This is a genomic window from Bacillus cereus group sp. N12 (genome assembly GCF_016483575.1).
Taxonomy (GTDB): domain Bacteria; phylum Bacillota; class Bacilli; order Bacillales; family Bacillaceae_G; genus Bacillus_A; species Bacillus_A toyonensis.
The window spans coordinates 1-14,159 of the sequence record NZ_JAEHBO010000105.1 but is presented as its reverse complement, the minus strand read 5'-3'; the positions used below and the strand labels follow the sequence as shown (position 1 = coordinate 14,159).

Below are 14,159 nucleotides of genomic sequence, written 5' to 3'. Positions count from 1 at the left end.
CACATACACTGTGTGAACGAAAACAAATAGCTGCGAGCCGCCAGCCCGGTGTCTTTCGGGTTATTAATGTATGTATAACAATTTTATTAATTTCTAGTTATATAGAAATTATATTTCATGGAAAGTGAGGAAGGAAAGCCCCTTCCTCACTTTTTTCCTCTATAAGCAAATTATACCTACTATAACCAATAAAATAAACAGTACAAGTAATAAAATAAGTTGAGAATTCATCCCCATCCCCTCCTCTATTCTGTATATGCGGCATCCGCCCAATATGGCACACTTTCAGAATCTGACACGATATGGTTAATTTTTCTTTATCAATATGAAAACGAGTCGAAATATGATATATTAAACTTTGTACATATTGCTTATACTATAGAACAAATAACATTCATCAAAACTTTATCCTCAGCCTCGGTAAGCCCTGTTAAGCGCGCTTTACCAATATAAAAAGCAAAAGTATCAGTGAGACTTAATCGGGCTCTTATGAACTTAAGTTCATTGGTGTAGGATAAATTAAAAATACATAATAGTAGGAGTGTTTATCGAATGAAGAAAGCTATGCTTGCCTTAGCAGCAACAAGTGTAATCGCATTATCAGCATGTGGAACATCATCATCAGACAAAATCGTTACATCTAAAGCTGGTGACATTACAAAAGAAGAATTTTACAATCAAATGAAGACACAAGCTGGTAAACAAGTACTAAACAACATGGTTATGGAAAAAGTACTTATTAAAAACTACAAAGTAGACGACAAAGAAGTAGATAAAAAGCTCGATGAAACGAAAAAACAAGTTGGTGATCAATTCGACACACTGTTAAAACAACAAGGTATGAAAGAAGAAACATTTAAAAATATGTTACGTGCTCAATTAGCTCAAGAAAAAGCAATTGAAAAAACAATCACTGATAAAGAACTAAAAGAAAACTACAAACCTGAAATTAAAGCAAGCCACATTCTTGTAAAAGATGAAGCTACTGCGAAAAAGGTTAAAGAAGAACTTGGACAAGGTAAATCTTTCGAAGAGTTAGCGAAACAATACTCTGAAGATACTGGTTCAAAAGAAAAAGGTGGAGACTTAGGATTCTTCGAACATGGTAAAATGGTTAAAGAATTCGAAGATGCTGCTTATAAACTGAAAAAAGATGAAGTAAGCGAACCTGTAAAAACACAATTCGGTTACCACATCATTAAAGTTACAGACATTAAAGAGCCAGAAAAATCATTCGAACAATCTAAAGCAGACATCAAAAAAGAACTAATTGCGAAGAAAGCACAAGATGGCGCATTCATGAACGATCTTATGATGAAAGAAATCAAAAAAGCTGACGTAAAAGTTGACGATAAAGATTTGAAAGATCTTTTCGAAGAGAAAAAAGCTGACGAGAAAAAAGAAGAAAAGAAATAATGAAATAAAAAGCTCGGGCTTAGGCCTGAGCTTTTTGTATACCCTCTTCTCTCGGGAGTTATATCCATATTCGGTAAATGAAATTATATAGTTGGTCCTCTGAATGAATTATATCAGCGATTTTTCAAATATATCGACCGCAACTTCAATTATATCAGCGATTTTCGAAATATATCGGCGCAACTTCAATTATATCGGCGATTTTCGAAATATATCGACTTACCGACAAAAAACGACAACAAGCGTGACTCCCTCTACAAAAACAAAAAAACCTTGATCCACGTAGCATGGAACCAAGGTTTATCTTATTATCATTGATTAAATGAAAAAACTATGTTAAATTAGTACAGAAACACATTTTGTAAAACACGAGGAACGTATTTATCCGTATCTTAATTGTACACCAAAACACATCTTCAGTCAACCTCTATTTTTCACTTTTAAAGGAGTGCTACCGTATGAACAAAAAACTTGATCTAGAACAAAAACGATTGGATACCGTGATCGAAACGATTACGCAGCAAATTGATAAACTGGAAAACGAAACTGGCAGACGCCGGGCAGAAGTAATCAACATCCGTAAACACTTTTGGGATGACGTGAAAGTGAACACGGATACTTTTGATGATTATCTTGAAACAGTTATCAACTTAAGGCAACAAGCTCAGTCCCTTGCTGTAACACAAATTACACATAAGCACACTTTCAATCGACTCGCTGCACTAAGACGTATGCATAAAGCCCCTTACTTCGGACGCATTGATTTTACAGAAGAAGGTGAACCTGCCGCAGAGGAAATTTATATCGGCGTCGCTACGCTTACCGATGCTAGCGGAGAAAACTTCCTCATATACGACTGGCGCGCACCTATTTCGAGCGTTTATTACGACTATCCACCAGGACCAGCTGAATACAAAACACCAGGAGGCGTAGTTCGCGGTAATGTGGAGAAAAAATTACAGTACATTATTCAAAATGGCGAGATTGATTCTATGTTCGATACGAGCCTTACAATTGGCGACGAAATTCTGCAACAGGCGCTTGGAAAAGGTACGAATAAACATATGCAAAGTATCGTCGCTACGATTCAGCGCGAGCAAAATGAAATTATTCGTCACGATGAAGGCCGACTCCTTATCGTGCAAGGAGCTGCTGGTAGTGGTAAAACGTCAGCTGCCCTGCAACGCATTGCCTATTTACTATATAAATATCGCGAATGGCTAAAAGCGGACCAAATTATTCTCTTCTCCCCTAACTCTATGTTCAACAGTTACGTATCTAACGTACTGCCAGAACTCGGCGAAGAAAATATGCAGCAAGTCACATTCCAAGAATATTTAAACCATAGACTAAGTAAATCGTTTGATGTTGAAGATCCTTATGAACAACTAGAATATATGCTAACTGAAACGAATAGCCCTGCTTATAAAACGAGAAATGCGAGCATTCGATTTAAAGCATCTACTCAATTTTTCGAAATGATTAGAGCGTACAGACAATCTCTTGAATCTTCAGGCATGCTATTTAGAGGAATGAAATTTAGAGGGAAATTGATTGCCTCTGCTAAAGAAATTACAGAGCAATTTTATAATACGGATTCCTCCCTCCGCTTCCATAATAGAATCGAGAAGTTAACGGATTGGCTAAACAAACAAATAGACGCAATCGAAAAAACAGAACTAAAAAAGCCGTGGGTAGAAGAAGAAATTGAATTACTTAGTAAAGATGAATATCAAAAAGCTTATAAATACTTACAGAAAAAAGGCGAGTTTGAAGACAACTCCTTTAATGATTATGAGAAAGAAACGAAAGTACTTGGACGTATGATTGTCCGTAAAAAATTGAAGCCGCTTCGTAAAGGCATTCAAACATTACGTTTCATCAATTTTACAGGCATATATAAACAACTCTTCACAGATGCATCATGGGTTACTGGAGAAAAGCCGAAAGAATGGGACGACATTTGCTCATTAACTGTGAACATGCTTGATGAAGGAAAATTATATTACGAGGATGCGACTCCATTTTTACTTTTAAAAGAACTAATTGAAGGCTTCCAAACGAATAGATCCATTAAACACGTACTCGTAGACGAAGCGCAAGACTATTCTCCGTTTCAGTTCGAGTTTTTAAAACGTCTCTTCCCTGCCGCAAAAATGACAGTGCTCGGGGACTTTAACCAAGCGATATTTGCCCATGCGAGTGAAACAGTGAACTTCAATACACTTACTAGCTTATACGGACCCGATGAAACGAACGGCATCAACTTAACTCGTAGCTATCGTTCCACAAAACCGATTATTGAATTTACACGTGCTCTCGTACCAGAAGGAAAAAACATTCACGCATTTGAACGTGACGGTGAGAAGCCTACAGTGACGAAAGTAGCGAATGATAGCGAACTGCACGACTGTATTTCTTCCAAAGTTGCTGAACTTCAAAAACAACGGCATAATACAATCGCAATTATATGTAAATCCGCAGCTGAAAGTGCCGCTGCCTACGAAGCACTTAATCATATCGAGAATATTAAACTCGTGAAAAGTAACTCCGCCGAGTATGAGCAAGGCATTGTCGTGATCCCGGCTTACTTAGCGAAGGGTATCGAATTTGACGCTGTTATTATTTATAATGCTTCTAAAGATGTGTACAGTGATGAGAGCGTTCGTAGATTGTTTTACACTGCTTGTACGCGAGCTATGCATGAATTACAACTTTATAGCGTTGGCGAGGTTAGTCCTTTTATACTCGGGGCTGCTTCAGAGAGCTTTGAACTTATTACAACACCTTGATACGAATCAAGGTGTTTCTTTTTTATGCAGGATTTACAACTTTAAAATAGAATATATCATTTTAGAAAAAAATAAGGAGTGGAAAAATGAATCATTATTTCATTGCTATTTATGACGGTGAGTTTCCTACCGAAAAATTACATACCATTTTACAATTGAACCCCGCTTTTATTGATTTAAACGTCCGCACCATTTCAATTTCATCACCAAGACCTTTCACATTAGTAGTTGGAGAAGAAAACGATGCACTCACAACTGGACTTACAGATAAATACCACTTATTAACGAAGGAATTACAAGCACTTGAGCAGCAAGAAAAGTACTACTACGTATACGATTATAAAATTAGAAAGACCATCGAGAATCCTACCGAAAAATGCTTTCCATTAGCAAAAATCAATATAAGCGTTACGAATTTCCATCAGATGATTCAAAAAGTAAAAGATTTAAAACGCCCTGTATTTGCAGGGTATAAAATCATTTCTCATGATTCGGATATACTGACAATTGATGTACTTCTTTCTTCTCATTTATTAGATCCTAACACTTCTGAAAAAGATGCGGAAGAGTACGCCTATTTACAACAACTAGCTGAATCAATCTCTCGTTCTGAATTATGTACTTCTATTGAAGCGAGTTCACTTATTTAAACACGAAAAGAGGGTTATTTCTCATAACCCTCTTCTACTATCTATTTACATTTGTACTTAATCATAATAATGCATTCTTTTATATGCAACTTATATAAGTATCAAGGTGTTTTTCTCATTCTAAACGACATATCTTTACGTCGATATATACTCAGCACAATACCCATTATAAATGCATGAAACAGAGTTGGTACTAATCCATAACTAATAAAAGGTAATGATATAGAAGCACGCGGTAATAATCCTAAGATCATGCCAACGTTACAAATAAAATGGATTACAAAAAGAGTCACTCCGCCAACGAGAAGTAATTTACCATAACCATCATTTATTTTATAAGCTATGTTCATTATCCTTACTGCAAAAAGAGAAAGAATAATGACAAGAAATAGCGCAAGCACATATCCATAATAGTAAGTCAAACTAGCGAATACAAAATCAGTATGGGCAGCAGGGATAGACTTTATATTTCCATATGTACCAAACCAACCTGCCGACGACATCGCCTCTTTTAAACGTAAATACCATAGATCATGCTCTGGGTTTAACATTCCTAAAATTCTAGCTATCCGGTATTCTTTTACAGCAGACCAGGAAAATAAATCCCTAATAATAAAGAGAAAAATCGGTAACATCGTAATGAGCCATGCCGTTTTCTTTCCTAGCTTACTCCACCAAAGCATAACGAATACCATCGTAATATAAATATAAATTGGCACCATAAATGATGTAGTTAAAAATAGATATAAAGAAAATACGTACAACATGAGCAGATGTATAAACTTTAATCTACTGTTATTAAAAAATGAAGCCCAGGCTAGAAAAAAGAATGGTATTGTCATTAAACAGTCAATTTTAATGGGACCAATTTTTATTAACGCTTCCTCATTCACAGAAATAGTCGGAAAACATTTTATAGCTAACAAGATAAGTATTCCAATTGTATAAAACAGCCACCCGAGTCTCTCTAACTTCCGATAATCAAATAGCATCATCCCAATAGCTGTTGCAATGCCGAGAATCACAAAAATCACTTTATTTAGTAGTAAATCATTCGTATGTCCAAGAGCTATAATTGGCAAAAAACCTAGCCCCATCGCAGCCACTAATAAACCAATTAAGAACCAATCAACCTTTGGCTTATGTAGTTTATTAAGTTCCTGGCCAAGCTTGATTGGACTTCCCATTTGTTCAACAGCCTTATCTTCAGCAACTTCCTCACTTAACCCTTTCTCTACCCACATGTTCTTCGCCTTTTTCAAATGAAAATCTAGTTCAGTTGCCACAAAGCTCTTTGCTTCTTTTGATTTAATATGATTGGTAACTTCGCTTACAAAACGCTCCCCTTTTTTATTCAATTCCGCCTCACTCCTGTACTAAGCCTTTTAATATAAATCGTGCCTTCGTAGCATTCTTCTCTGCTTTTCGCAGCATCTTGTTTCCTTTATCATTTAATTGATAATATTTAGCTCCTTCGTAATCCCAGCTAGATTGGATAAAGCGATTCTGTTCTAGACGATGTAATAAAGTGTATAGAGATCCTTCATCACCTTCGAATTTTTGAATTCCTCTCCCACGTAGTAACTGCATCAATTCATAACCTGTTTTTTCATTCATAAGAAGTTGCAACACTGCTAAAAGGATATCTTCTTCCTTTTCGGACGATTGATTGATTTTTTCGCGCACCCGCTTTCGATGCTGATCAGAAAAACTCAAATGTTTAAAAGTTGTATTCTCCATTGATTTTCGCAAGCCTTTTAATCGATCTTCCATTTGATTATTCCTCCAATCCTTCCTTCAATAGTTCCTTCGCTTTTTTCAGTCTTGTTTTTATCGTGTTTTCTTTCACGTCTATTACAATAGCAATCTCTTTAATTGATAATTCTTCATAATAAAATAGATAAATGACTTCTCGATATTTTATCGGTAAATTCATTACTGCAGAAGCAAGCCTACTATCCTCTGCATTTTGAATAACAGTTTGTTCCACACTTTCTTTTTGACTCTCCATATACGTAAAGTCATCCTCTGTAACGATAACTCTTTTGTTATACCAACTTTTTAAATAGTCCTTACAATGATTAATCGCAATTCTCCATAACCATGTTTTCACATTCGAATTTCCTTTATATGTATGAAGAGATTTATAGCATTTCACAAATATATCTTGCGTTAAATCCTCCGCAACCTCTTTATTATTCACATATGAATACACAAGCTGCAGGACTTCTTGTCCATACTTGTTCATTATTTCGTCGATAAGGTCCTCCTTATCTTCTATTTCAAACGCTTCTATCGTTAATTCATCCACATCATTTCCTCCTTCCCATATATTAGACGACGCACTGTATGGAAAAGTTTTATAAATTCATAAAAAAATACGGCTGGCAATGTCCATACCGTTTTTTATGAATTTTCATTTGTTTATTGTCCCCACGCACTAATGCTCTGCTTAAAGACAGGAATTTTCATCCATATATCTTGTTCCCTATTTTAAAACATAATACAATTAAAATGTAACTTAATAAGCTATAACTAATAGGTGTGGTAATCATCTCTTCCATTTTGAAAAAAGGGGGGAGGTGATAAAATGATCGCGATGTTTGTAATCAAATTAGTGTATGGTATCCTAACCGGAGCTGGCGTTGTCATCGGTAGAAGATACGTCGGTCCGTGGCTAATTTCTGTATACAAAAAAGCGAGAACCACCCTGCTTCGTGGAAAAGGTAAGGGCGGTTCTCGGCTAAAACGTTAATGTAATTGTCTTATAACCGCACCTACTACCACCACAATAGCAAGTTAGGTTACAAAGGCAGAAGTTTCTCAGGCTTCTGTCTTCTTTATTTTATGCAAAATTCATACTATATACTCTATCATCATTGTAACACATTTTATTTATTTTTAGTCAAGAGAAAAAACCACCTAAAGGGCTCCCCTTCAGGTGGTTCTCTATTTTACGCTAACGCAGCTGCCTGTTCTTGTTGATCTACAGGAATTACAGCGTCTGTTAATGCTTTTTCTAGTTCAGCTGTATATTTCATTTGTTCTTCTTTGCTCCAGCCTAGTTTCGCAGCCATGTAGTTGATTACTGCTTCTTTCCACTCGTATACCCAGTGGATGTTGAAGAATACAGCACCTCTGCGGCGTACGAAGAAGTCTACTGGTTTTGCTGTCATTTCGTAATCCATTGCGTATACAAGTGGGATTAGAACGTCAAGCGGCATGTTATATTCTTTTGCTTCGTCTTTATGTTTTTTCGCTAAGTCGAATAGTACGTCAACGTTAGAGCCGTAGAATTTCGCGAACTCTTCTGCTTGCGCTTTCGTTAAACCAGATTTCGTACCTTCGTCTGCTTTTTTCGCAACGAATGCTGGGAATCCGTGTGAACCATCTACATGTCCACCAGAGATTGGCATATGTTTCGTGTCACTCTTCGGATATGCACTATGACCTTCTTTTTGTAGTAAGTTTGTTACGTAGTCTACTACCATTTCAGCCATTTTGCGGTATCCTGTTAATTTACCACCAGCGATTGTAATTAAACCAGATTCAGAAGTCCAAATTTCATCTTTACGAGAAATTTCAGATGCATTTTTACCTTCTTCATAAATTAATGGACGTACACCAGCCCAGCTTGATTCAACATCTTTTTCCGTAATTTTCACGCTTGGGAACATGTAGTTAATCGCATTAATAATGTATGTGCGATCTTCTGTTGTCATGTGTGGTACAGCTGCATCTTTATCATAGAACGTATCTGTTGTACCTACGTATGTTTTTCCGCCGCGAGGAATCGCGAACACCATACGTTTATCTGGTGTATCGAAGTAAATTGCTTGACCTAATGGGAAACGTTTTTGATCAATTACTAAGTGAACACCTTTTGATAACTGAAGTACTTTTCCTTTTTTCGAGTTATCTTTTTCACGAAGTGTATCTACCCAAGGACCAGCTGCGTTTACAATTTTCTTACCGTAAACTTCGTACACTTCTCCGTCTAGTAAATCGATTACACGTACACCGCATACTTTTCCATCTTTATATAAGAAACTGTCTACTTTTGCGTAGTTAACAGCTTTCGCACCATGCTCAATTGCTTCTTTCATTACTTCAATTGTAAGACGCGCATCGTCTGTACGATATTCTACGTAGTAACCGCCGCCTTTTAATCCTTCTTTTTTCACAAGAGGCTCTTTGTTTAATGTTTCTTCACGGTTAAACATTTTTCTGCGCTCGCTTCGTTTTACACCTGCTAAGAAGTCGTATACACGAAGACCAATTGATGTACTGAATGATCCGAACGTACCGCCTGTATGGAACGGAAGTAACATCCACTCTGGTGTTGTTACATGGGGACCGTTCTCATATACGATCGCACGCTCTTTCCCCACCTCTGCTACCATTTTCACTTCAAGTTGTTTTAAATAACGTAGACCACCGTGTACAAGTTTCGTAGAACGACTTGATGTACCTGCTGCAAAGTCCTGCATTTCAAACACAATTGTTGATAACCCGCGTGTTGCCCCATCTAATGCAATACCAGAACCAGTAATACCTCCACCAATTACGATCACATCTAACTCTTGTTTATTTACTCCGTTTAATACGTCTTTACGTTGTTTACTTGAAAATTTCATGGTAATTCCTCCCTTTGATAACGAAAAAAGAGACCACGAACTCCGCTATAGATTTCGCCTCTATAGCGTGTTGTGGTCTCTCCAAATCTCCTACCGAATTATTAACTTGTCATCATTATAACACTGTTTATGATTATTTGAAAGCTTTTGTTGCTTCAATTGCTTTTTTCCATCCAGCATATAGCTCTTCGCTTGTTTCCGCTTCCATCGTTGGTTCAAAGCGTTTGTCCATATGCCACTGCGCTTTAATTTCATCTTGGTTTTTCCAATATCCAACCGCAAGACCTGCTAAGTATGCTGCACCTAAAGCTGTCGTTTCATTGATCACTGGACGCTCTACAGGAACTTCTAAAATATCACTTTGGAACTTCATTAAGAAGTTATTCTTAACTGCTCCGCCATCAACGCGTAATGTATTTAGTTCGATACCTGAATCTGCTTCCATTGCACAAAGTACATCTTTCGTTTGGTATGCTAAAGATTCTAGCGTCGCACGAATGAAGTGCTCTTTCGTAGTACCGCGCGTTACGCCAAACATAGCGCCGCGTACTTCACTATCCCAGTAAGGTGTTCCGAGTCCTACAAATGCTGGTACAACGTATACACCGTCAGTTGATTCAACGCGTGATGCGTACACTTCACTCTCACTTGCATCTTTAAACATGCGCATTCCGTCACGTAACCACTGAATTGCAGAACCTGCTACGAAAATACTTCCTTCTAATGCATAGTTTACTTTACCATCTAAACCCCATGCAATTGTTGTTAATAGACCGTGCTCAGAAGCTACTGCTTTTTCACCTGTGTTCATTAACATGAAGCAACCAGTTCCGTAAGTATTTTTCGCCATACCTTCACCGAAACAAGCTTGTCCAAATAATGCTGCTTGCTGGTCACCAGCTACACCTGCAATCGGTATATTTTGACCGAAGAAGTGATAATCAATTGTTTCACCATATATTTCAGATGATGGACGTACTTCAGGAAGCATGCTCTTTGGAACTGTTAACATGTCTAGAAGCTCATCATCCCACTGTAAGTCGTGAATGTTAAACATTAATGTACGTGATGCATTTGAATAGTCTGTTACGTGCGCTTTACCACCAGATAGTTTCCATACAAGCCACGTATCAATTGTTCCGAATAATAACTCACCGTTTTCTGCTTTTTCTCTTGCACCTTCAACGTTATCTAAAATCCATTTTACTTTCGTACCAGAGAAGTATGCGTCAATTAAAAGACCTGTTTTTTCACGAACCATTTCGCTATAACCTTTTTCTTTTAACTCATCACAAATCTCCATTGTTTGACGAGATTGCCATACGATTGCGTTATAAATTGGTTTACCAGTCGTTTTATCCCATACAACCGCTGTTTCACGTTGGTTCGTAATACCGATACCAGCGATTTGCTCTGGTTTTACATCCGCTTCACTTAAGCAAGTTGCGATAACTGCTAAAATAGATCCCCAAATTTCTTGTGCATTATGTTCTACCCAGCCTGGCTTCGGAAAATGTTGTGTAAATTCTTTTTGAGCTGAATGAACGATTTCCCCTGCTTTATTGAAAAGAATTGCGCGTGAGCTAGTTGTTCCTTGGTCTAATGAAAGAATATATTTTTTCATATCGGTTTCCCCCTATGCTACTTTTCTATTATTTGTAGTGCTTCCACTTTTTTTACTTGTCATATATGAGATTGCTAGTACAACCACAGTTGCAATAATTACATAAATAAGTGCTGAATTTTGTTTTCCTTCAAATACAATTTGATGGAATAAACCTGCAAGTGATCCACCTAAAATCGGACCAACTACCGGAATCCATGCATACTTCCAGTTTGAACCGCCTTTTCCTGCAATCGGAAGGAAGAAGTGTGCAATACGCGGACCTAAATCACGAGCCGGGTTGATTGCGTATCCTGTTGTTCCACCTAATGATAAACCAATACTTACAATTAAGAAACCTACGATAAATGGATTTAATCCATCTGCAAATTTATTTGCTCCAATTGCTAATATACCAAATACTAAAACGAATGTTCCAATCATTTCACTTAAAAGGTTTGCAAATGTGTTCGGAATTGCTGGACCTGTTGCAAATACGCCTAACTTTGTTCCTGGATCTTCTGTTTCTTTCCAATGTGGTAAGTAGTGTAAATATACGATAATTGCCCCGATAATTGCCCCAATCATTTGTGCTGCGATATAACCTGGTACGTCACTCCATGGGAACGCTCCCTTAAATGCTAGTCCTATCGTTAAAGCTGGATTCAAATGTGCCCCACTAATTGATCCAACCGCATACGCTGCAACCGCTACTGCTAAGCCCCAGCCCATTGTAATTACAATCCAACCAGAATCTTTCGCAAACGACTTCTTTAAACTTACACCAGCACAAACGCCGCCACCAAGTACGATTAACAACGCTGTCCCTATTAATTCCCCTAAAAATGCTGACATAAAATCCCTCCACAATCAATTTAAATGCTTTCAAATGTGATAGAGGTAAAATGAATGGCCATTCGTTTTTTTCAAAAGAAAAAGATCCACAGCTTACACGCTTCTATATAAAAGTATATAGAAACAATGAAATGTGGATCTCTTCTTTTCTCCGTCACGTTTATTAACTTGTCTATAATGTTAACTGTTAATGAAAGCGGTGTCAACAGAATCTTTTCACATTTTCGTCACTTTTTTTGGTAATGTTTCCATAATTCTTTTTTCGATGTCGTAATCGCTGTCGCACCAGCATGTAAAGCTCTTTCAACATCCTCCACAGTACGAATAAAACCACCCGCTAAAATCGGTACACCTGTACGCTCTTTTACTTCAGCGATCACATCCGTTAGCGCACCAGGAAGCACCTCTATATAATCCGGTTTCGTCTTTTCTAACAAATTACAGCTCTTTTCCATCGCACTAGAATCAATCAAAAAGATGCGTTGAATGGAGACGACACCCTTTTGCTTCGCCTTCATAATTACGCTCGCCTTTGTTGACAATAACCCGTACGGTTTATATTCTTGGCATAAAAACTCCGTCGCATGCCCATCACTTTGTAACCCATGGATCAAATCAACATGTAAAAACACCTTTTTACCGTGTTGCTTCGCGAGTGAAACAACACTCTTCAATTGACCAACATGAATATCTAAAATAACAATATATTCATACGAACTATGTAATAGCTTTTCCAAGTCTTTAATTTGCCTCACTGCTGGCAAAATTTTTTGTTCATGAAATTCCATTCTAAATGTCCCCTTCTTTATATCATCCTATCCTTTATAGTACACAATTTATACGAAAAGAACAGCTAGTGTAGGGAATTTCTTTCAAACCTTTCCTCTATTTATATATTTTCTTCAACTTATCAGAAACCGCGCCACCTATAATCATTAATATAAGAGGTAGAAAGTTCATCACATACGGTGCGTCTGCTACAATTGTAACGCTCGCTCCTGCAAACTTATTTAACATCCACACAATGATTTTTGTAACAAACAAAAATACGCCCATCATAAATAGACTATCGAAAAACACCTTCCATTTTGGATATGCCAATTGCTTACTATCTTCAATAACTTTCTGTGTCAACTCTTCATCACTCCTCAATAGCTCATTAATCGTAATACCGAACAAATCACTTAAATGAATAATAATTTCAATGCTCGGATAGTTCTTTCCCGTCTCCCATTTCGAAACAGATTGCCTACTTACATGAAGTTTTTCCGCCAAATCATTTTGGGACCAATTCCGTTTTTCTCGTTCTTCTTTTAAACGCTCACTAAAGATCATACTGTGTTTATCACCTCTCTACGCCTAGTATGGTCAAATAAATGATGAGGAGTAAAGCTAGTTATCGTTGCATAACCTACGCAACTTATGCGTTACCCCTTAACATAGAGTCATTGCGCACTTTATGTCATGCAAATTTTTTATACTTTTCTTCTATAATAATTTCCCGAACAATAATATACATAATGGATCCCAATAAAAACAGGACTAAACATAAAAACACGCCCTCTGTTTTAGAATAATAAACAGAAAGCGTTCCTTTTTTATAAACTGTATTTAGAAATTATTATTTAAGATATTTCCCCAAATCATCTAAGTTTCTCGTATGATTTAGAATGATTACATACTCAATTTCAACTTCTGTTACTACCATTTCTAATACTTGATGGACTTCAATATAATCATTTTCATATTCTTTTGCCGAAGCTACAATCTCTTCTAAGGTTCTTACAAATGTTTCAGCACTCCAGTCTTTTGTTGACAACGCCACATAGGTTTGAAATTTTTTTGTATTCATGTTAGTTCACATCCTTTTTAAAATTAATAAAATTATATATTAGATAAAAAAATATAAAATACTCTCTTGTATAAATCAATTACCTTTTTATTTAGTACATCTTCAATTTTAAAATGACAGCTAATAAACGAAGCATACACTTTTCTCTTATACAAATATTTCATACAACAAAAAAGAAGAGAAATAAAATATATTCCTCTTCTTTACAATCTCTATTAAAGTAATACCGAATCTTTATCACTATCCTGATTACGTTTCTCACGCTCTTCTTCTAAACGTTTCATATATACTTCGCCTTCTTTTTCAATAAACTCATTATCCATCTCTTGCTCTTTTTTCGAAGTATATAAAACC

14 protein-coding genes are annotated in these 14,159 nt (G+C 36.7%); 4 read left to right on the top strand and 10 right to left on the bottom strand.

Annotated elements, in window-relative coordinates; translation table 11 throughout:
• The first annotated feature begins 552 nt into the window (after positions 1–552).
• From prsA to JDS92_RS27240, 3 genes are all read left to right on the top strand, one after another.
• On the top strand, positions 553–1,416 hold the full coding sequence (prsA, locus tag JDS92_RS27250) for a peptidylprolyl isomerase PrsA (RefSeq protein WP_098162749.1): 864 nt from the start codon (positions 553–555) through the stop codon (positions 1,414–1,416).
• Between the two features lie 458 nt (positions 1,417–1,874).
• Positions 1,875–4,208: an RNA polymerase recycling motor HelD gene (gene helD, locus JDS92_RS27245; RefSeq protein WP_199632836.1), complete on the top strand. Its 2,334-nt coding sequence runs from the start codon at positions 1,875–1,877 to the stop codon at positions 4,206–4,208.
• Positions 4,209–4,294: 86 nt separating this feature from the next.
• A complete protein-coding gene (locus JDS92_RS27240) occupies positions 4,295–4,858 on the top strand; it encodes a hypothetical protein (RefSeq protein ID WP_199632835.1) in 564 nt (187 codons plus the stop codon).
• Positions 4,859–4,959: 101 nt separating this feature from the next.
• Here the strand turns inward: JDS92_RS27240 and JDS92_RS27235 are convergent, their stop codons facing one another.
• The 3 genes from JDS92_RS27235 to JDS92_RS27225 are packed head-to-tail and all read right to left on the bottom strand — an operon-like array spanning position 4,960 to position 7,169.
• Complete coding sequence (locus tag JDS92_RS27235) at positions 4,960–6,216, bottom strand: FtsW/RodA/SpoVE family cell cycle protein (protein WP_199632834.1); 1,257 nt, start codon at positions 6,214–6,216, stop codon at positions 4,960–4,962.
• Positions 6,217–6,223: 7 nt separating this feature from the next.
• Complete coding sequence (locus tag JDS92_RS27230; RefSeq protein WP_000390179.1) at positions 6,224–6,631, bottom strand: PadR family transcriptional regulator; 408 nt, start codon at positions 6,629–6,631, stop codon at positions 6,224–6,226.
• A 4-nt stretch (positions 6,632–6,635) separates the two neighbouring features.
• Positions 6,636–7,169 carry a sigma-70 family RNA polymerase sigma factor gene (locus JDS92_RS27225; protein WP_097958800.1) on the bottom strand — a complete coding sequence of 178 codons (534 nt, stop codon included), beginning with the start codon at positions 7,167–7,169 and terminating at the stop codon, positions 6,636–6,638.
• Positions 7,170–7,448: 279 nt separating this feature from the next.
• Between JDS92_RS27225 and JDS92_RS27220 the strand changes: the two genes are divergently transcribed.
• Complete coding sequence (locus JDS92_RS27220; protein ID WP_000561154.1) at positions 7,449–7,613, top strand: hypothetical protein; 165 nt, start codon at positions 7,449–7,451, stop codon at positions 7,611–7,613.
• Between the two features lie 199 nt (positions 7,614–7,812).
• Here the strand turns inward: JDS92_RS27220 and glpD are convergent, their stop codons facing one another.
• The 7 genes from glpD to JDS92_RS27185 all read right to left on the bottom strand — a co-directional run.
• Positions 7,813–9,495: an aerobic glycerol-3-phosphate dehydrogenase gene (glpD, locus tag JDS92_RS27215; RefSeq protein ID WP_000672820.1), complete on the bottom strand. Its 1,683-nt coding sequence runs from the start codon at positions 9,493–9,495 to the stop codon at positions 7,813–7,815.
• A gap of 133 nt (positions 9,496–9,628) precedes the next feature.
• The gene (gene glpK / locus JDS92_RS27210; RefSeq protein WP_000759975.1) at positions 9,629–11,119 is read right to left on the bottom strand and encodes a glycerol kinase GlpK; all 1,491 of its coding nucleotides are present in this window, start codon (positions 11,117–11,119) and stop codon (positions 9,629–9,631) included.
• Between the two features lie 12 nt (positions 11,120–11,131).
• Positions 11,132–11,953 carry a glycerol uptake facilitator protein GlpF gene (glpF, locus tag JDS92_RS27205; RefSeq protein ID WP_199632833.1) on the bottom strand — a complete coding sequence of 274 codons (822 nt, stop codon included), beginning with the start codon at positions 11,951–11,953 and terminating at the stop codon, positions 11,132–11,134.
• Between the two features lie 227 nt (positions 11,954–12,180).
• Positions 12,181–12,741 (bottom strand): glycerol uptake operon antiterminator GlpP, encoded by a 561-nt coding sequence (gene glpP / locus JDS92_RS27200; RefSeq protein WP_000394289.1) that lies wholly within the window; start codon positions 12,739–12,741, stop codon positions 12,181–12,183.
• 97 nt (positions 12,742–12,838) lie between these two features.
• The gene (locus JDS92_RS27195; protein WP_199632832.1) at positions 12,839–13,288 is read right to left on the bottom strand and encodes a helix-turn-helix domain-containing protein; all 450 of its coding nucleotides are present in this window, start codon (positions 13,286–13,288) and stop codon (positions 12,839–12,841) included.
• Positions 13,289–13,574: 286 nt separating this feature from the next.
• Positions 13,575–13,805 carry a hypothetical protein gene (locus JDS92_RS27190; protein ID WP_199632831.1) on the bottom strand — a complete coding sequence of 77 codons (231 nt, stop codon included), beginning with the start codon at positions 13,803–13,805 and terminating at the stop codon, positions 13,575–13,577.
• A 215-nt stretch (positions 13,806–14,020) separates the two neighbouring features.
• Positions 14,021–14,159: sporulation YhaL family protein (locus JDS92_RS27185; RefSeq protein WP_199632830.1), on the bottom strand; the 139-nt coding region annotated here is incomplete at its 5' end.